At 69.3% G+C, this 17,931-nt stretch carries 17 protein-coding genes; 9 read left to right on the plus strand and 8 right to left on the minus strand.

From position 1 onward, the window contains the following. The first annotated feature begins 134 nt into the window (after positions 1 to 134). Both ACVCL3_RS12605 and ACVCL3_RS12610 read left to right on the plus strand, forming a co-directional pair. Positions 135 to 1,328, plus strand: a complete 1,194-nt coding sequence (locus ACVCL3_RS12605) for a DesA family fatty acid desaturase (RefSeq protein ID WP_447097889.1) — start codon at positions 135 to 137, stop codon at positions 1,326 to 1,328. A gap of 232 nt (positions 1,329 to 1,560) precedes the next feature. After that, positions 1,561 to 2,673, plus strand: coding sequence for a saccharopine dehydrogenase family protein (locus tag ACVCL3_RS12610; RefSeq protein ID WP_447101470.1), 1,113 nt, complete (start codon positions 1,561 to 1,563; stop codon positions 2,671 to 2,673). Here ACVCL3_RS12610 and ACVCL3_RS12615 read toward each other — a convergent pair. The 4 genes from ACVCL3_RS12615 to rpmB form a co-directional block, all read right to left on the minus strand. Next, positions 2,663 to 3,076, minus strand: a complete 414-nt coding sequence (locus ACVCL3_RS12615; RefSeq protein WP_447097891.1) for a thiol-disulfide oxidoreductase DCC family protein — start codon at positions 3,074 to 3,076, stop codon at positions 2,663 to 2,665. The two genes, ACVCL3_RS12610 and ACVCL3_RS12615, sit on opposite strands and share 11 nt — an antisense overlap. Next, a complete protein-coding gene (locus tag ACVCL3_RS12620; RefSeq protein WP_447097892.1) occupies positions 3,066 to 3,614 on the minus strand; it encodes a DUF4166 domain-containing protein in 549 nt (182 codons plus the stop codon). Before ACVCL3_RS12620 ends, ACVCL3_RS12615 begins: the two co-directional genes overlap by 11 nt. A gap of 187 nt (positions 3,615 to 3,801) precedes the next feature. After that, entirely contained in the window at positions 3,802 to 3,969 is a 168-nt protein-coding gene (gene rpmG, locus ACVCL3_RS12625; RefSeq protein ID WP_136258933.1) for a 50S ribosomal protein L33, read from the minus strand. Between the two features lie 10 nt (positions 3,970 to 3,979). After that, positions 3,980 to 4,216 carry a 50S ribosomal protein L28 gene (rpmB, locus tag ACVCL3_RS12630; protein ID WP_136258932.1) on the minus strand — a complete coding sequence of 79 codons (237 nt, stop codon included), beginning with the start codon at positions 4,214 to 4,216 and terminating at the stop codon, positions 3,980 to 3,982. A gap of 312 nt (positions 4,217 to 4,528) precedes the next feature. On the opposite strand from rpmB, the gene secB reads away from it, so the two are divergent. The 4 genes from secB to ACVCL3_RS12650 all read left to right on the plus strand — a co-directional run bounded on the left by secB (position 4,529) and on the right by ACVCL3_RS12650 (position 9,804). Continuing rightward, a complete protein-coding gene (gene secB, locus ACVCL3_RS12635) occupies positions 4,529 to 5,032 on the plus strand; it encodes a protein-export chaperone SecB (protein ID WP_395120425.1) in 504 nt (167 codons plus the stop codon). Positions 5,033 to 5,041: 9 nt separating this feature from the next. Beyond that, positions 5,042 to 6,067 (plus strand): NAD(P)H-dependent glycerol-3-phosphate dehydrogenase, encoded by a 1,026-nt coding sequence (locus ACVCL3_RS12640; RefSeq protein WP_395120424.1) that lies wholly within the window; start codon positions 5,042 to 5,044, stop codon positions 6,065 to 6,067. Between the two features lie 94 nt (positions 6,068 to 6,161). Further along, positions 6,162 to 9,188 (plus strand): DEAD/DEAH box helicase, encoded by a 3,027-nt coding sequence (locus tag ACVCL3_RS12645; protein WP_447101471.1) that lies wholly within the window; start codon positions 6,162 to 6,164, stop codon positions 9,186 to 9,188. 49 nt (positions 9,189 to 9,237) lie between these two features. After that, entirely contained in the window at positions 9,238 to 9,804 is a 567-nt protein-coding gene (locus ACVCL3_RS12650) for a hypothetical protein (RefSeq protein WP_447097894.1), read from the plus strand. A gap of 183 nt (positions 9,805 to 9,987) precedes the next feature. Here ACVCL3_RS12650 and ACVCL3_RS12655 read toward each other — a convergent pair whose 3' ends face one another. The 3 genes from ACVCL3_RS12655 to glk form a co-directional block, all read right to left on the minus strand. Further along, positions 9,988 to 10,305 carry a hypothetical protein gene (locus ACVCL3_RS12655; RefSeq protein WP_395120419.1) on the minus strand — a complete coding sequence of 106 codons (318 nt, stop codon included), beginning with the start codon at positions 10,303 to 10,305 and terminating at the stop codon, positions 9,988 to 9,990. Between the two features lie 109 nt (positions 10,306 to 10,414). Next, the gene (locus ACVCL3_RS12660; protein ID WP_395120418.1) at positions 10,415 to 11,098 is read right to left on the minus strand and encodes an HAD family hydrolase; all 684 of its coding nucleotides are present in this window, start codon (positions 11,096 to 11,098) and stop codon (positions 10,415 to 10,417) included. Further along, positions 11,085 to 12,122 carry a glucokinase gene (glk, locus tag ACVCL3_RS12665; RefSeq protein WP_395120417.1) on the minus strand — a complete coding sequence of 346 codons (1,038 nt, stop codon included), beginning with the start codon at positions 12,120 to 12,122 and terminating at the stop codon, positions 11,085 to 11,087. The genes ACVCL3_RS12660 and glk overlap by 14 nt, the downstream gene beginning before the upstream one ends. A gap of 158 nt (positions 12,123 to 12,280) precedes the next feature. Between glk and hemB the strand changes: the two genes are divergently transcribed. From hemB to ACVCL3_RS12680, 3 genes are all read left to right on the plus strand, one after another. After that, on the plus strand, positions 12,281 to 13,270 hold the full coding sequence (hemB, locus tag ACVCL3_RS12670) for a porphobilinogen synthase (protein WP_447101472.1): 990 nt from the start codon (positions 12,281 to 12,283) through the stop codon (positions 13,268 to 13,270). Positions 13,271 to 13,351: 81 nt separating this feature from the next. Then, entirely contained in the window at positions 13,352 to 13,987 is a 636-nt protein-coding gene (locus tag ACVCL3_RS12675) for a hypothetical protein (RefSeq protein WP_447097897.1), read from the plus strand. A gap of 202 nt (positions 13,988 to 14,189) precedes the next feature. Continuing rightward, positions 14,190 to 15,761: a sulfotransferase gene (locus ACVCL3_RS12680; RefSeq protein ID WP_447101473.1), complete on the plus strand. Its 1,572-nt coding sequence runs from the start codon at positions 14,190 to 14,192 to the stop codon at positions 15,759 to 15,761. Positions 15,762 to 15,777: 16 nt separating this feature from the next. On the opposite strand, the gene ACVCL3_RS12685 is transcribed toward ACVCL3_RS12680, so the two are convergent. Beyond that, a complete protein-coding gene (locus ACVCL3_RS12685; protein WP_447101474.1) occupies positions 15,778 to 17,814 on the minus strand; it encodes a transglycosylase SLT domain-containing protein in 2,037 nt (678 codons plus the stop codon). Positions 17,815 to 17,931: the final 117 nt, after the last annotated feature.

Genomic DNA, 17,931 nt, shown 5'->3' on the forward strand with positions numbered 1-17,931 from the left:
GCCAACCAACGCCGGTTTCACTTCCGCCTCTTGACAGGCTGTTACCATCATGACTCGGCCATGCTGGTGGGTATGGCATTCCCCGAATTAGACTCCACCCCGTCCCCCCGTTCCATCCCCATTCGGTAACTTTCATGCTTGACGCGGTACTCGATTTCCTCAACCACGGCCTCGCCAACGCGAGCTGGGGCCAGATCGCCATCTACATGCTGGTGGTGACCCAGCTCACCATCTTCACGGTGACGCTGTACCTGCACCGCAGCCAGACCCATCGTGGCGTGGATTTCCACCCCGTGCTGGCGCACTTCTTCCGTTTCTGGGGCTGGCTCACCACCGGCATGGTCACCCGCGAATGGGTGGCGGTGCATCGCAAGCACCACGCCAAGGTGGAGACTGCGGAGGACCCGCACAGCCCGATGATCTACGGCATCCGCAAGGTGTTCTGGGATGGCGTGTCGCTCTACCGCGACGCCTGCGAGAACAAGCAGGACATGGCGCAGTACGGTCGCGGCACGCCCGACGACTGGATCGAGCACAAGCTCTATGGCGCGCATCCCTACTGGGGCCCGACCCTGATGTTGTTCATCAGCGTGGCCTTGTTCGGCGTGATCGGCGCGGCGCTGTGGGCGCTGCAGATGGTGTGGATCCCGTTCTGGGCCGCCGGCTTCGTCAACGGCATCGGCCACTGGGCCGGCTACCGCAACTTCGAGAGCGCCGACACCGCGCGCAACCTGATCCCGTGGGGTTTCTGGATCGGCGGTGAAGAGCTGCACAACAACCACCACGCCTTCCCCAGCTCGGCCAAGTTCGCCCTGCGCAAGTGGGAGTTCGATATCGGCTGGGCGGCGATCTGCGGCCTGCGTGCCGTGGGCCTGGCCAAGGTGCTGCGCGTGGCGCCCTCGCTGGACGTGCGCCCGAACGTGCGCCTGCCCGACGCCGACACGCTCAAGGCGGTGCTCACCCATCGCTTCCAGGCGATGACCGACTACTACCGCGGCGTGATCGTGCCGACTCTGCGCGACGAGGCGCAGCACGCCGGCGAGAACATCAGGGCGATCCCGCGCCGGATGCGGCTGGCCATGGCCGACGGCGGCCGTTGGCTCGACAGCGAGGGCCGCGACCGCATGCAGGCGATGCTGGCCAAGCGCCCCACACTGAAGACCGTGGTCGAGTTCCGCAGCCGCCTTGCGGCGCTGATGGAACAGCGCGGTGCCGACCAGGCGCTGAAGGGTTTGCAGCAGTGGATCCACGAGGCCGAGGAAAGCGGCATCCGCGCGCTGCAGGAGTTCGCCCAGCGGCTCAAGGGCTACACGGTCGCCACGGCCTGAGCGCCGGCGGCATCGACCCGAACCAGGCCCGCCTCGATGGCGGGCTTTTCGTTTGCCTTGAGGGAACCCCCGACTCTGTGTTTAGACCGGACACATGGTGGACGCTTTCAGGGCAGCCTCCGGCCGGGGGGCGAGGTTGCCCCGAAGAGCCGGGGCTTCGTGTGCCCCGGTTTCTCCGTTCGGGCGGCGCATGGCAAGCTCGAACCCTTGCGCATCGACAGGGAGGTACGGAATGACCCCGAGGGTGGTGGTGCTTGGCGCGACCGGCGTGTTCGGTTCGCGCATCGCGACGCGGCTTGCGCACGACGCACGTTTCGAACTGTTGCTGGCTGGACGCCACAAGGCGTCGCTGGAGGCATTGCGCGCGGCGATCGGCGATGCGCGTGTGCGCGTCCATGCACTGGATACGGCGAGTGCGGACTTTCCGGCGGCGCTGGCCGCGCTCGAACCGCATCTGGTGATCCACGCCGCCGGCCCGTTCCAGGGGCAGGATTATCGTGTCGCGGAAGCGTGCATCGACGCCGGCAGTGATTACATCGACCTCGCCGATGGCCGTGATTTTGTCTGCGGCTTTTCCCGGCTAAACGAGCGCGCACGGTGTGCGGGCCGGCTGCTGGTCAGCGGTGCGTCCAGCGTGCCGGCGCTGAGTTCAGCGGCGGTCGATGCGCTGTTGCCCCGCTTCGGCCGGCTCGACGCCATCGAACACGCGATCAATCCCGGCAACCGCACGCCGCGCGGCAATGCTACGGTGGCCTCCATCCTCGGCTATTGCGGGCGGCCGATCCGCGTCTGGCGCGAGGGCCGCTGGGACACGGTGCATGGCTGGATGGACAGCCGGCGCCAATGGTTCCCGTTCGGCCATCGCCGCGTCGGCGTCTGCGATGTTCCGGATCTCGAACTGTTTCACGCGCGTTATCCGCAGGCGCGTTCGGTGGTCTTCCGCGCCGGCCTCGAACTGCCCTTGCTGCAATGGGCGACCTGGGGCATGGGCGTACTGGTGCGACTGGGCCTGATCCGCGATCTCGCGCGCCACGCGCCCGCACTGCGGCGCATGAGCGAATGGTTCGTGCGCCTGGGCACTGATGTCGGCGGCATGGTGGTGGAGTTGCGTGGCACCGACGAGCAAGGCCGGCCGCTGCACCTGTGCTGGTGGCTGGATGCCGACGCGGGCGATGGCCCGCAGGTGCCGGTGACGCCGGCGATCGTGTTTGCGCGGCGCTGGGCGGATGGTCTGCTGGCCGAGAAGGGCGCCATGCCCTGCATGGGATTGCTTGCGCTCGATCAGATCGTCGCCGGCTTCGAGGGATTCGCGTTGCGCACCGGCGTCGAGGTGCTCAGTCGATGAAGCGCCACGCCTGGTCCGGCTCGCGCAGGCGGCATTGTGCGCGCCGACCGAACAGGCGGTATCGGTGGCGGGCGAGCCAGCGGTAGGCGCCGTCGCGCCAGCGGCGTGGAACCATGCGCAGCATCGCGCTTGCCGGGCGCCACGGCCCGCCCAAGTGGCGAAGCACGCGGACAATGGCGTCCGTGTCGCGGTAACCCCGATCCTGCTCGACCAGCAGGAACGACACCGGGTCGTCCGGCGACAAGCCGTGCGCCACCAGCAGGGCGCGACCATGTTGCCCCTGCATCGCCGCCAGCCGGAAGCGGCCGGTACGGTCGTGACGCAGGATGAAATCCACCCAGCGGCTGCACAGCACGCAGACGCCATCGAAGACGATGACGGGGTGTTCGCCTTCAGGTGACACGGTCGATCTCCAGCCAGCCGCGGTAGGCGACGAGCCGACCGAGCAACGGCAGGCGCACGTCGATGTCGAAGGCGTAGCGCCCGTCGTGCGCACCGCTGCGCGACCGCACCGTGCCGCAGAAGGAGCGCGGCAACCGCAGGCCGAACAGGCTCACGCCCCGCAGTTGCCAGTCGATCGCGTCGCCGTCGCGGCGCAGCGCGAAGCGCAGCGTGGCCGGCCCGAGATGTTCGTGCAGCAGCGGCGAGCCGGCGTGGCGGTCGAGCCTGGACTGCATGCGTCGGCCGGTGAACCGGCGCGTCCATACTTCGCGGTTGCCGTGGCGCTCGATCGTCAGCGCCAGTGCCTGCTGCGGGCCGGGCGCGGGCAGGCCGAGCAGCCGGCGCAGGCAGCGCGCGGGGAAGTGGCCGGCGCCATCGACGTCGGCCACGCCGCTCGCGCGCAGCAGCGGTGCGGCGCCGTGCATCGCCTGCACGGCCGCGGGCAAGGCGCGCCAGGCGTCATCGCCAAGCAGGGTGGGGAACAGGGCGGGGAATGTCATGGCCCGATGATGCGCGATAGGCGGGCTTCGGGCAAAAGGAAAACCCGCCGGGCGGCGGGTTTTCCTGGAGGAGTCAAGATCGCTGTTGCGGATGCTGTGGAGAGCGCAAGAGCAAGAGCGATCCCTGCCTTCGCAGGGATGACGTCATGGCAAGGGCACTCGCGCTACGCGCGAATGCGCCATGACCTCACTTGATCTTGCCTTCCTTGTAGATCACGTGCTTGCGCACCACCGGATCGTACTTCTTGAACTCGAACTTTTCCGGGGTGTTCTTCTTGTTCTTCTGCGTGGTGTAGAAGTGGCCGGTGCCGGCCGAAGAAATCAGGCGGATCTTGTCTTGCGATTTGTTGGCCATGGTGTGCTCCTCAGACCTTTTCGCCGCGGGCACGCATGTCGGCAATCACGGCCTCGATGCCATTCTTGTCGATCGTGCGCAGGGCGTGGTTGGAAACGCGCAGCTTGATCCAGCGGCTTTCGCTGGGGACCCAGAAGCGACGCTCATGCAGGTTGGGCAACCAGCGGCGGCGGGTCTTGTTGTTGGCGTGCGAGACATTGTTGCCGCTCTGCACACCCTTTCCGGTGACTTGACATACACGGGCCATGACGACCTCCCAAGAATGGCTTCGGTTGAAGCCGTGATTGCCACCCGTTGGCCAGGGCGGCATCGGCCCAGCGACGCGGTGCGCCACGCAATGCCGGAGGTGTTGCATGGCCCGGTCGCGTGGGTCCGCATTGCGTGGCGGACCACCCGGAGAACCGGGCCGACATGAGGCGAGCCGCGCATTGTCGCAGAAACAAGCGGTTGGGCGCAATCCTCGGACGCCCGTTCAAGGGTGCGGATGGGTGCGCCAGACGGGGATGTATGGAACAATCAGCCTCTTTGCTTGACCGCCCGTCTTTGAGAGGACCACCCGATGGCACAAGAGATCAACAACGACCAGGCCAACGGCCAGGCCAGCCAGCCGCAGCTGGTGATGCAGAAGATCTACGTGAAGGACGTTTCCTTCGAGGCGCCCAACGCGCCGCAGATCTTCCAGGAGATCGACGAGAACGCGCAGCCGCAGGTGCAGCTGAACCTGGGCCAGAAGGCCAGCGATCTGGGCAACGACCTGTATGAAGTGGTGCTCAGTCTGACCCTGACCTGCACGGTCGGCCAGCGCACGGCGTACCTGGCGGAAGTGGAGCAGGCGGGCGTGTTCGGCATCGCCGGTTTCGGCGACACCGACAAGGCCGGCATCCTGGGCAGCTATTGCCCGAACCTGCTGTTCCCGTATGCGCGCCAGGTGATTTCCTCGATGGTGCTCGAAGGCGGCTTCCCGCCGTTCCTGTTGCAGCCGATCAATTTCGACGCGCTGTTCGCCGAACAGTTGCGCCGTGGTGCCGGTGGCGACGAAGCCCCGGTGATGCTCAACAGCTGAGCTTCGGGCATGCCTGACAAGCCGAAGCTGACCGTGCTCGGCGCGGGCTCCTGGGGCACGGCTCTGGCCGCGCTCGGCGCCCGCAACGGCGTACCCACCCGACTATGGGGCCGCGATGCCGACGCGCTGGCGCAGATGGCGCAGCAACGCAGCAATGCGCGCTACCTGCCAGGCGTCACTATGCCGGAGGCGTTGGGTTACGAGGCGGATCTCGGCGCGGCCGTGCGCGGCGCCGATATCGTGCTGATCGTGGTGCCCAGCCATGCGTTCGCCGCGATGCTCGACGCACTGGCGCCGCTGCTCGACGCGGGCACCGCGATCGCCTGGGCGACCAAGGGCTTCGAACCCGGTACCGGGCGTTTCCTGCACGAACTGGTGGCGGAAAAGTTGCCGGGCCGGCCGGCGGCGGTCATCACCGGGCCGTCCTTCGCCAGGGAGGTGGCCACCGGTTTGCCCAGCGCGGTCACCGTGCATTCGGACGACGATGCCTTCGCGCAACAACTCGCCGGCCTGCTGCATGCGCCCAACCTGCGCGCGTACTCCGGCGGCGACGTGCTCGGCGCCGAGCTCGGCGGCGCGATGAAGAACGTGCTGGCCGTCGCCACCGGCATCGCCGACGGCATGAACCTGGGCCTCAACGCCCGCGCCGGCCTGATCACCCGCGGCATGAACGAGATGCTGCGCCTGGGCGTGGCGCTGGGCGCACGGCCGGAAACGCTGATCGGCCTGTCCGGCCTCGGCGACCTGGTGCTGACCTGCACCGGCGACCTCTCGCGCAATCGCCGGCTCGGCCTGGCGTTGGGCCAGGGCGTGGCGATCGACGAAGCGGTGCGCCGGATCGGCCAGGTGGTGGAGAGCATCCTCACCGCCGACGAAGTGGCGCGGCTGGCCGCCAAGCATGGCCTGGACCTGCCGATCAGCGCCGGCGTGCGCGCCGTGTTGCACGGCGAGGTCACCCCGGCCGAAGGGCTCAAGGCACTGATGGCGCGCGAGCAGAAGCCGGAATATCCGCACGGGCTGTTCGGCAACGACTGACGCAGGACCGGCGGCGGGTGCCGCGGCCGTCGCCGCATCCGGCACTCGCGCTGCTAAGCTCAAGCATTTGGTCGTTGCTACGGAACGCATGCGGATGCCGCAATCGGACGAGAAGCAGCGCGTCGCCGGCCCCCCGGCTGGCGACGACGACACCTTGCCGCCGGCCTGGCGGCGGCTGCTGGCTGCGCCCAAACCCGCGGCGAGTGAGGACGGTGGCGTACTCGGCTTCTTCGTCGAAGTGGTGCCCGAGGAGGGCGCGGCGTTCGCCCGCGTCGACGTGGCGCCGGTACTGCTCAGCGTGGTCGAGCACGGTCGCTACAGCCGCCCGGTGCCGCTGGACAGCCGCCACCTGGTGCAGACCCCGCTGCAGCCGCACGAGCAGCGCCTGGCCGCCAGCGTGCTGGGCCTGCCGCTGAGCGTGCGCAAGAGCCGCAGCTATGCCCGCCTTGGCGGCCACGTCGGCGACAGCCTGCTGGCCGAGGTGCTCGATACCGCGCCGTGCTTTCTCGGCGGCTTGGCCGGCCTGCGCCTGTCGCGCGGCAAGTCGCACCCGCTCAATTGGCACTGGCAGATGGAGGCCGACGGCAGCCAGCGCCTGCTGCCGCTGCTGCCCAACAGCCAGCGCCTGCTGCGCGTCGACGCGCTGTGGTACCTGGACGCCGAGCGCGCGACCCTGGGCCTGTTCGATGCGCCGGCCGAGGAAACCCAGTGGCTGGAGCTGCCGCCGCTGAAACACGAGCATGGCCGCCGCCTGCGCAACAAGCTGCCGAACAGCCGGCTGGCCACGCGCGTGCCGCTGCCGCAGGTGTTCGGCGATCTCAAGCGCTCGCAGCTGGCGCCCAAGCCGGTGCTGATCCTGCATGCGCTGACCCGCCACGCGCGGCTGGCGGCCGGCACGCCGCCGCTGGGCTATGCGCGGCTGGCCTTCGATTACGCCGGGGAGCGTTTGCCCGGCCGCGGCGGCGAGCCGCTGGTGCGCCGCGTGCGCAATGGCCAACTGGTCGAGATCACCCGCCGCCGTGCCGAGGAACTCACCGCGATGGAGCAGCTCGAACGCGTCGGGCTCACCCCCGGCGTGGATACCGAGGGGCTGCCGTGGGACGTGGCCGAAACCCTGCCCGAAGACGTCTGGCTGTTCCCCGGCGCCGGTTATGCCGGCGCACTGGAGGTCAACACGCCGGCGCGCTGGCTGGCGTTGCGCCCCAAGCTCGAGGAAGAAAATTTCCTCGTCGAGTACGCGCCCAGCTTCCCGTTCGAGGTGCTCGAAGGGCCGGTTCGCTGGTATGGCCAGGCGGCCGAGGACGTCGACGACCACGCCTTCGACCTGGAGATCGGCATCGAGGTCGATGGCCAGCGCCACAACCTTTTGCCCGCCGTGGCGCAAGCGCTGGCCGAGCACCAGTTGACCCTCAGCCCGGCGGCGAATGAGCCCGACGATGCGGTGTGGTACGCCCCGGTCGATGCGCGCCGGCGCGTACCGGTGCGCCTGCGCGAACTGCGCGGCCTGCTGGCGCCGTTGGCCGAATACCTGGAGAAGCCGCGCAAGTCACTGCACCTGCCGCGCGTGCAGGCCGGCCGACTGGAGGAACTGGCCGCCGCCATGCCCGCTGGCGGCACGTTGCAGGCAGCCGAGCCGCTGCTCGGTTTCGCCGCACGCCTGCGTGACGCCGCCGCGCGCGCCAGCGATGCCGTGCCCGAAGGGCTTGCCGCCGAACTGCGGCCCTACCAGCGCGAAGGCCTGCGCTGGTTGAACGCGCTGGCCGAGGCCGGCGTCGGCGGCGTGCTGGCCGACGACATGGGCCTGGGCAAGACCTTGCAGTTGATCACCCATCTGCTGTCGCTCAAGCACGGCGGGGCGCTGACCCAGCCCGCGCTGATCGTGGTGCCCACCAGCCTGATTCCCAATTGGCAGTCGGAGATCGCCCGCTTCGCGCCGATGCTCAAGGTGCTGACCTTGCATGGCCCGCAGCGCGCGGAAGAATTCGATCAGCTCGGCGCGCAGGACATCGTGCTGACCAGCTACGCCCTGCTGCCGCGCGATGTCGCCGCGCTGCGCCAGCAGCCGTTCGCGCTGATCGTGCTGGACGAGGCCCAGCAGGTGAAGAACCCGCGCACGCAGGCACGCCGCGCGCTGCTCAGCCTGCGCACGCCACGCTACCTGTGTCTCACCGGCACCCCGCTGGAAAATCACCTGGGCGAACTCTGGTCGCAGATCGACCTGGCCGTGCCCGGCCTGCTCGGCGACGAAGGCGCGTTCCGCCGCCACTACCGCGTGCCGATCGAGAAGCAACGCGACGAGGAGTGCCAGCAACGCCTGAACCTGCGCCTGGCGCCCTTCATCCTGCGCCGGACCAAGGCGCAGGTGGCGAAGGAACTGCCGCCGAAGACCGAGATCACCCGCCGCGTGGTGCTGGAAGGCCGCCAGCGCGAACTGTATGAAGGTCTGCGCCTGTCGCTGACCGAGGAGCTGCGCGAGGTGATCGCCCAGCGCGGCATCGCGCATTCGGGCATCGTGGTGCTCGATGCGCTGCTCAAGCTGCGCCAGGTGTGCTGCGACCCGCGCCTGGTGAAACTCGAGGCGGCGCGCGGCGTGCGCGAATCGGCCAAGTTCGAGCTGTTGATGGACATGCTGCCCGCGCTGCTGGACGAGGGCCGCAAGGTGCTGCTGTTCTCGCAGTTCACCGGCATGCTGAAACTGATCGCCGCCGAGCTCGACCGCCGGCGCATCCGCTACGTCACCCTCACCGGCGACACCCGCGACCGCGCCGAGCCGGTGCAGCGCTTCCAGGACGGCGAGGTGCCGCTGTTCCTGCTCTCGCTGAAGGCCGGCGGCGTGGGCCTGAACCTCACCGCCGCCGATACCGTGATCCACTACGACCCGTGGTGGAACCCCGCCGCCGAGGCGCAGGCCAGCGACCGCGCACACCGCATCGGCCAGGACAAGCCGGTGTTCGTGTTCCGCCTGATCACCAGCGGCACGGTGGAAGAGCGCATCGAGGAACTGAAACTGCGCAAGGCCGAACTTGCCGACGCCGTGCTCGAAGGCGGCGGCAGCCGCGAGAAACTGCGCTTCGACGAAGCTGACCTGGATGCGCTGCTGGCGCCGGAGTCGGTTTCGTAGCCAGCGTCCGGAACGCCCCGCCAGTCAACGCGATGACAAGGAAGAAATCGTGAAACATCGGACCCTCCGCACGTGGCGCAGTGCGTTCTTCATCATCTTGGCGTCGTGGCTCGCTGGCTGCGCCCATCAGGATGTCGGTGAGGTTCGCGGTTCCAGCGTGGAAACCTTCATCCCGGCCAACGCCGAGAGTTATGCCATGTCCGAAAACCAGGGCTTCGTCATCGGCGAGCCCCTGGCGCCGCTGCAGTTGCCCAATTACCCCGCGACGGCGGACGCGCCACGCGGTGAGGTGGTCGTCTGCCTGGAGGTGTCGATTGATCGAGACGGCCTCGTTTATGCCAGCGCACCACTGACGGGCCTGCCCGGTTGCCCGGCGAGGATCGGCGACGTTGCCGCCGAATTGATGCGCAGCGCCAGGCAGGCGACGTCGTCGTGGCGCTTCGCCCGGTCCCGGCGATGCACCTACCCGCAGGGATACGACGCTGCGCAGGCGCCGGGTTGCGACGGTCCGGTGATCAAGGTCGAATTCGTGCCGATCAGGCTGGCGTTCCGGTTTCGCTTCACGCGCAAGGCGGGCAGCACCGGCAACGTGACGATGGATCGCCTGCGTGGCTGAAACCCGCCGCGCTCGTCGGTATTCGCCGACGGCAACGTGTCGGGGCCGGGTGTCGGCGAGGGTTGAGCGGTATCCATCGTCCCTTCGACCGGGCGCGCCCCATGAGCAGCTCCTTGGCTTTGGCGATTGCGCCCGCATCGCCGCTGGCCTCGGTGGCCTGCAACTCGCTGCGCGCCTCTGTATTCACGACCCCGGCGGCAGCCGCGTGCGCAGCAGCGCGTCGACCGACTGCTGCCATTGCGGCGAGCCCGGGGTGGATTGCGGGGCTTCCTCGCCCAGTTTGCGCTGCACGGCCTGGTTCCACTCGGGGGAACCGGGGTCGGGGCCGTGGCCCTTGTCGCTGATGGCGAGCGACTGGTCGACCCAGGCCAGCCATTCCGGCGAGCCCAGGGCGGGGTTGGCGGGCGCCGTCTGTGCTTCGCCAGGGGCTGGCGGCGTGGGCGCGGGCGAGCAGGCGGCGAGCAGCAGGGCGAGCGGGAGGCTGGCGATGAGGCGACGCATGGGACGGCTCCGGAAGAGGGCGAGGCCGGTTCAGCCTAGCGCCCGACTTGTTGCCGGTGATTAACTTTTCATGATGCGCGCCGCGCCGGTTCAGTGAAGCGCGGCCGGCTCAATCGCGCGCCGCCACTTCGTCGATGTGGCGCAGCAGGTCGGCGGGGTCCTCGTACACGCGGAATGCACCGGACTGCTGCAGCTCGGCCTGGCCGTAGCCGCCGGAGAGCACGCCCACGCCCAGCGTGCGGGCGCGTTGCGCGGCAAGCATGTCCCACACGCTGTCGCCGATCACCAGCGATTGGCGGATGTCCACGCCGAGCCGCTCGGCCGCTTCCATGAACAAATCCGGGTCGGGCTTGGCATGGCGCACCTGGTCGCGCGTGACCACCGGCACCTTCGACGGATCGATGCCGAGCGCCTCCAGGTTGTGCCGGGCCGTTTCCATCCGCCCGCTGGTGGCGATTGCCCACGGGATGTCCTGCGCGCCGAGGTAGTCGAGCAATTCGCGCGCGCCGGGCAGCGGCCGCACCGCGCCCTGCGCATGCATGCGGTTGAACGCCTCGGCATGATGCTCGCGCATGCGATCCAGTCGCTCGGCAGTGATCGGCAAAGTCGTCTCGCGCAACAGCATGTTGGCGAACAGGCCGCCGCTCATGCCGATCTTGCGATGGATCCGCCACACCGAAATGTCCAGCCCCTCGGCGTCCAGCGCCTGCTTCCACGCCAGCACGTGCTGGTAGACGCTGTCGATCAGGGTGCCGTCCAGATCGAACAGGAAGGCGCCGTCACGCCGTGGCATGGCTGCTCTCGCGCCGCGGCAGCAATGGCCGGCCCGAGTCCAGCACGGCCAGCGCGGCGCCGCCGAGCAGCCCCGGTTCCGGGTTCATGATCGCCTGGGTCGGTACTTTTTCCATGATGTCGCGGAAGCGGCCCTTGGCTTCGAAGCGCTCGCGGAAGCGCCCGCGCTCCAGCCACGGCAGCAGCACCGGGATCAGTCCGCCGGTGAGGTAGACGCCGTCCCACGCGCCGAGCGTGAGCACCAGGTCGCCGGCCACGCTGCCGAAGATGCCGGCGAAGGTTTCCACCGTGCGCGTGCACAGCGGGCAGCTGTCGGCCTTGGCCCGGGCGGTGATGTCTTCGGGCTTCAGGTCGGCCGGTTGTGCGCCGACCATGTGGCAGATCGCGTCGTACAGGTTCACCAGGCCCTGGCCGCAGATCAGCCGTTCGTTGGAGACGCGGCCGTACTTGTGGTTGAGGTAGTCGAGGATCGCGATGTCCTCCGGCGTGTGCGCGGCGAAGCCGGCGTGGCCGCCTTCGGTCTGCAGCACGCTGCAGTGACCGCCGCGCACCAGCAGGCCGCCCACGCCCAGGCCGGTACCGGGGCCGACGATGGCAAAAGTCTGTTCGTCCTCGGCACCGACCACCGGCCGCGGCACCGTGCCCACGTCGACCAGGTCGTCGCCGTGCAGCAGCGTCACCGCCATGCTCTGCGCGGCGAAGTCGTTGACCAGGTGCACATGCTCCAGGCCCAGCGCCTCGGCGGTCTGGTGGGCCGAGATCGCCCACGGATTGTTGGTGACCTTCACCGTCTCGCCGTCGACGATGCGTCCGGCCGCGGCGACGATGGCGCGCTTCACCGTCAGCCCCGTTTCGTCGAGGTACTGCCGGGCGGTGGCCACCAGCGAATCGTGCTCGGCAACCCGATAGCGCCGGATGCTGTCGGCCAGCAGCGGGCGCTCGCGCGAGGTGTCGGCCACGCCGAAGCGGACGTTGGTGCCACCCAGATCGACGAGCAGGGTGGGTACGCTGCGGGACGGGCTCATGTAGCTTCCTGCGGAAACGGAACAGCAAGCGTGCCGCCGTTGTGCCGCGTAGTCCAGCGTTTTGCATCCGTACGCGCCGGAATGGCGATGCCGGCGGGCCGCGGCTGCGTGCGGGGCAAAGGCGTAAAATAGAGGGCTGCCGACTTGCGAGTACCGCCATGAGCTTTCCCGCCACCCGCATGCGCCGCATGCGCCGCGACGCCTTCTCTCGCGCGCTGATGCGCGAGCACACCTTGCTGCCGAGCGACCTGATCATGGTCGCCTTCGTGATCGAGGGTGAGCGTCGGCGCGAAGCGGTGCCGTCGATGCCCGGCGTGGATCGGCTCTCGATCGACGAACTGCTGAAGCTGGCCGGCGAATGCGTGCGCCTGGGCATTCCCGCGCTGGCCCTGTTCCCCTCGCCCGGCGCCGGGGTGAAATCGCTCGACGCCGCCGAGGCGTGGAACCCCGACAACCTGATGCACCGCGCCACCCGCGCGCTGAAGGCGAAGTATCCCGAGCTGGGCCTGATCGGCGACGTCGCGCTCGACCCGTACACCACCCACGGCCAGGACGGCCTGATCGACGAGCACGGTTACGTGATGAACGAGCCCACCGTCGAGGCGCTGGTGAAGATGTCGCTGGCGCAGGCCGCGGCGGGCATGGATATCGTGGCGCCGTCGGACATGATGGACGGCCGCGTCGGCGCCATCCGCGATGCGCTGGAAGCGGCCGGCCACATCCACACCCGCATCCTCGCCTACTCGGCGAAATATGCCTCCGCGTTCTACGGCCCGTTCCGCGATGCGGTCGGTTCCTCGGCCAACCTCGGCAAGGGCAACAAGCACACCTACCAGATGGACGTGGGCAACAGCGACGAGGCCCTGCGCGAGGTCGAGCTGGACCTGCTCGAAGGCGCCGACATGGTGATGGTGAAACCGGGCCTGCCGTACCTCGACGTGCTGCGCCGGGTGAAGGACGCCTTCGGCGCACCCACCTTCGTCTACCAGGTCAGCGGCGAATACTCGATGCTCAAGGCCGCCGCGCAGAACGGCTGGCTGGACGAAAAGGCGGTGGTGCTCGAATCGCTGACCGCGTTCAAGCGCGCCGGTGCGGATGCGATCCTCACCTATTACGCGGTGGATGCGGCGCGGTGGTTGCACGAGTAGCGGGCTTGCCTTTCCTCCGCTGAGGAACGTCTCCGGAAACGACGAATCGGGCTTGCCATGACGGGTCGCGGAAAATACCTGATGGCCTCTCTGGCGGTGCTGTTGATTGCCGTGTTCTGCTTGTGCACGGCGCTCGCGGTCTGGGGGCGCGTAACCGTCCGTATACGCGGGCCGGCGAACACGCATGCGGCGGTGGCACCTGCCCCGGCGGGTGCCGCGTCTGTTCCTGGTTATCTGGTGGAGACAACCGGGATCGACGAGACGGGTACGCATACCGATCGCTTTCTCCAGGAGCCTGACTATGTCCTTGCCGCGTTTGGCGGCCAACTGCTTGGAGCGGATCGCGGCGAGTGGGGCGGAGAACTCGTGTTTCGCGATGTGGGCGGTACGGTGCATCCGGTACTCAAGGGAAACGTGCGCGGCATCGTGAAGATGCCGTTCGGGCTGATCGTGCTCACCGGATTGAACCATCTGGGGAGCGGTGCCGGTGCCATTTTTCGCGTGGAGCAGCACCGCGATGGCGAAGTTGTCGCCACGCGGAAGTATTCCCTCCGCGGTGGCCCGAATGATGCGCGTTGGACAACCGACGGCGATCTGGTTTTCTCGATCCACTATGTGTCTCGTGATGGCTTGTTCAGACGAACGCGTATGCAATGCCTGTTGCTGGATCGCTCGGGTGACCTGCGAAGGCTGCCCTGCCTGATGGTTGGTGGATGACCGTTGAGGCAAAAGCGGCCATGGCGAGCTGCTTTCGATTTCCGGCATGTCAGGGGGCGTCGGAACATGGACTTTCGGTCGCTCGCGACAGCAGGGTTGCGTTCGCTCTTTGATGCGGTGCCTGCCCTCGCGTAAGCTGACCCATGGGGCTGCACAGCGGCCACAGGGGCGAACGAGGATGGGGGCGTTGCAGGATCATCCGTTGACGAGCGACCGTGCCGCCGGCTTGCCGGCGGCGGCGCGGGCGTTGCTCGCGCGTGCTTCCGCAGCGCTGGATGCGCACGACCTGCCGGCTGCCGAGGCGGCGCTCGATGGCGTGCTGGCGATGCTGCCCGATTGTGCCGAGGCCTTGCGCATGCAGGGGCTGGTGCGGCACGTGCGCGGCGATTACGTGACGGCGGTGGCCTTCCTGCAGCGGGCGCGGGCGTTGCTGCCGGACGATCCGCTGGTGCGCATGAACCTGGCCACGGCGCTGTTCGCCGCCGGCGAGCCTGCGGCGGCAATGGCTGGCCTGGAGCGATGCTGTGCCAAGGCGCCGGACTTTGCGCCGGCGTGGTTCAACCTCGGCAAGATGTACATGCTGCAGCAGCGTCCGGCCGGGGCGATCACCGCCTTGCATCGCGCGCTGGATGCCGAGCCCGGCCACGTGCCGGCGCGGATGCTGCTGGCGCAGGCGCAGGCGAGCCTGGGTGCGTTGGGTCCGGCCGGCGACAGTTATCGTGCGGTGCTGCGCCTGCAGCCGGACCTGGCCGATGCCTGGGTCGGCCTCGCCGATCTGGAGACGGCGTCGTTCGGCGCGGCCGACGTCGCGCATCTGGAACAACTGCTGCGTTCGCCGCTGGCCAGTCAGCGCGCGCGGGTGTGCCTGGGTTTTGCGTTGACCCGCGCGCTGGAGGACCAGGGCGACTACGCCGGCGCATTTCGCGCGCTGCGCAAGGCCAATGCGCAGATGTACCGCGCGCTGGCCTGGAAGCCGGCCAAGTCCCGCGCGCAGGCGCAGGCGATGCGCCGGGTGTTCGAGACGCGGCGGACGGACGCCATCGACGCGCGGCTGGGCGAGGGCATGGTGTTCGTGGTCGGCATGCCGCAGGCCGGGTCGCTGCTGACCGCGCAGGTGCTGGCCGCGCATCCGGCGGTGGCGGTGGTCGACGAATCGGATGCGGTCGAAGAGGTGCTCAAGGCCGAAACGCAACGCCGGCAGCAGCCGCGCGTGCAGTGGATGACGCAGGCCACGCCGGCGGACTGGCAGCGACTGGGCCGGGATTACCTCGCCCGCGCCGAAGCGGCACGCGGACGCAAGGCCTGCCTGGTCGACCGCACGCCGGGCAACTGGCGGCTGGTCGGGGCGATCCTCGCGATGCTGCCGGGCGCGCGCGTGGTCGACAGCCGCCGCCGCGCGCTGGAAACCTGTTTCGCCTGCTACCGGCAGTTGTTCCTCGACCGTCACGAGTTCAGCTACGACCTCGACCACGTCACCGGCTACTGGAGCGATTACGACGCGTTGTGCCGGCACTGGCGGCAGCTGTTTCCCGGCCGCTTTCTCGAACACCACTACGAGGCATGGCGTGCCGAACCGGCGTTGCAGGTACGTCGCCTGCTGGCGTTCTGCGCGTTGCCGTTCGCGCCAGCCTGCGTGGACGTGCATGGCGGCGGCGAGCGCCATGCCGGCAGCGTGGACGCGTTGATGCGCCGGGACAGCGAGCGCTGCGTCGCCTACGGCGTGGAGCTGAAGCGGTTGCGCGCGTTGCTGGGGATGCGCACCGCCGACGCGTGAATGGCGAGGGCGGCGATCAGCGTGTGCTCGACACCGGTGCCGACGTCGAAGCGCTGCCCGCCGGCGCCTCCGCCGGGCACTGCACCACGCGACGCGGCGTGCCCGGGCCCGGGGTTGCGAGCGGCTGGCCGATCGCGCCCATGCGCCGCGCCAGTGGCACCACCGCCTGGTTGAGGCGCCAGTCGTAGATCACGCTGAAGGCCATCACGCGGGCCACGTATTCGCGGGTTTCCTTGTACGGGATGGTGGCGACGAACAGGTCCGGCGCCAGCGTGCCGCGTTCGGCCAGCCACACGTCGACGCGGTTCGGCCCGGCGTTGTAGGCCGCGCTGGAGAGCCAGGTCGAGCCGTCGAAACGCTGCGCCATCTGCGCCAGGTAGCGCGTGCCCAGCGCGATGTTCACCACCGGGTCGTACAGGCTGGCAGCGCCGTTCCATGGCAGGCCGGCGGCACGCGCCACCAGCGCGCCCGTGGCCGGCAGCAGCTGCATCAGGCCGCGGGCGTCGGCGCCGGAACGCGCGTCGCTCATCCACGCGCTCTCGGCGCGCAGGATCGCGTACGCCCATGCCGGATAGATGCCGGCCTGCTCGGCCTGCGGCACCAGGCCGTCCTGGCTGGCCAGCGGGAAACGCAGGTCGTACAGGCGCAGCGCGTCGCCGCTGCTGAGCGTGAACACCGCGCGGTCGTACCAGCCACGCCGGTTGGCCAGGTCGGCGGCGAGGCGCTGGGTGGCCGCGTCGGTGCCTTGCAGCGCGCGGTTCCATTCGCGCCGGGCCAGTCGCGGCAGGTCCACCGCGAACAATTCGAACGCACGCTGCAGGGCGGGGCGGGCCAGCAACTGCTGCTCGCGCTGCGGATCGTCGGCCAGGCTCAGCGGGCAGATGGCGTAGTCCTGATGCAGGCGGTCGGCGGCGAGGAAGCCGAAGTAGGTGGCCTGTCCGGCCAGCGCGGCGTATTGCCGTTGCGCGGCTGCGGCATCGCCGGTGGCGGCGAGCGCACGGGCGCGGAAGTACTGCCATTCGTCGCCCTGCTGCAGCGACGGCGGCATCGCCGCGATCGCCGCCAACACGGCCGGCCAGTTCATCCGCGCCAGCGCCACTCGCGCGCGCCATTCGCGGGTGCTGTCGTCCTGCGCGGCGGCGGGCAGCGCGACGAGACGGGCGAGCGCGTCGTCGTCGAAGTCGGTGGCGTGGAACAGCGCCAGCGCGCGCAGGATGTCGTTGCGCTGCGCGGTGTCGAACGTCAAATGCGGCTGCAACTGCCGCCACGCGTCGTCGGCGCGGTCCACGTCGCGCCGCGCCTGTCGCACCAGCGCCAGCGTCGCGGCCTGCCGCGCGCGCGGCGTGTCGCTCCACTGCAGGGCCTTGGCCAGCGCCGCGGCCGGGTCGCGCAAGGCCAGCGCCAGCTGCTGCGCGTCGGCCTGCTGGGCGGCGGGCAACCAGCTCGCCAGGCTGGCGATGGTGCCGGCCTGCCCGGCGTCGGCGGCGCGGTCGATGCGCGTCCACAACCTTGCGGCGGTGAGCAGGCCCTGGCGCTGCGCGGCATCGAGCACCGGGTCGCAGGCGTCGGGCAGGTTCGGCTGCGACCACAGCGCGGCGAGATCGCGATCGAAATCCAGCGTGGCACCTTGCGCGAGCCTGGCTTGCAGCGCGTCGCAGCTCAGCGTGTCGCCAAGGCCCGCCTGGTACAGGGCGAGAAAACCGCTCCAATCCTGCCGCCGCGCCAGCTCGCGCAGGAAGCTGCGGCGCAGGTCGGCGGCGGGCAGCCAGTCCGGATACTGCGCGAGGTAGGCCTCGACGGTGGCGCGGTCGACGGTGCGGATGTCGTGCTCCAGCGCCGCCGCCTGCAGGTAGGGATACAGCGGGTAGTCGTGCAGCGTGCCGGCGAGCGCGCGCCAGTCGTCGCCCTGCTGGGCCGCCGCATAGGCCTGCTTGAACGTGGCGCGTTGCGCCGGCGTCGGCTCGGTGGCCTGCGCAAGGCCGATGAACAGGCAGGCACCGGCCAGCAGCAGGCCGCCCGCGCGTGCCAGCCGGGGAGAGGTGAAAGCAGGCATGCGTACTCCGCGATTCGATCTGCCTGCAGTGTAGTGGAACGCCCGCGGCCGCTTGTGTGGACCGGGTGAACACATGGCGCGCCCTGCTAAGCTGGCACGCTGATTCGTCGCCATCCA

It is taken from the genome of Rhodanobacter sp. UC4437_H4 (genome assembly GCF_052978425.1).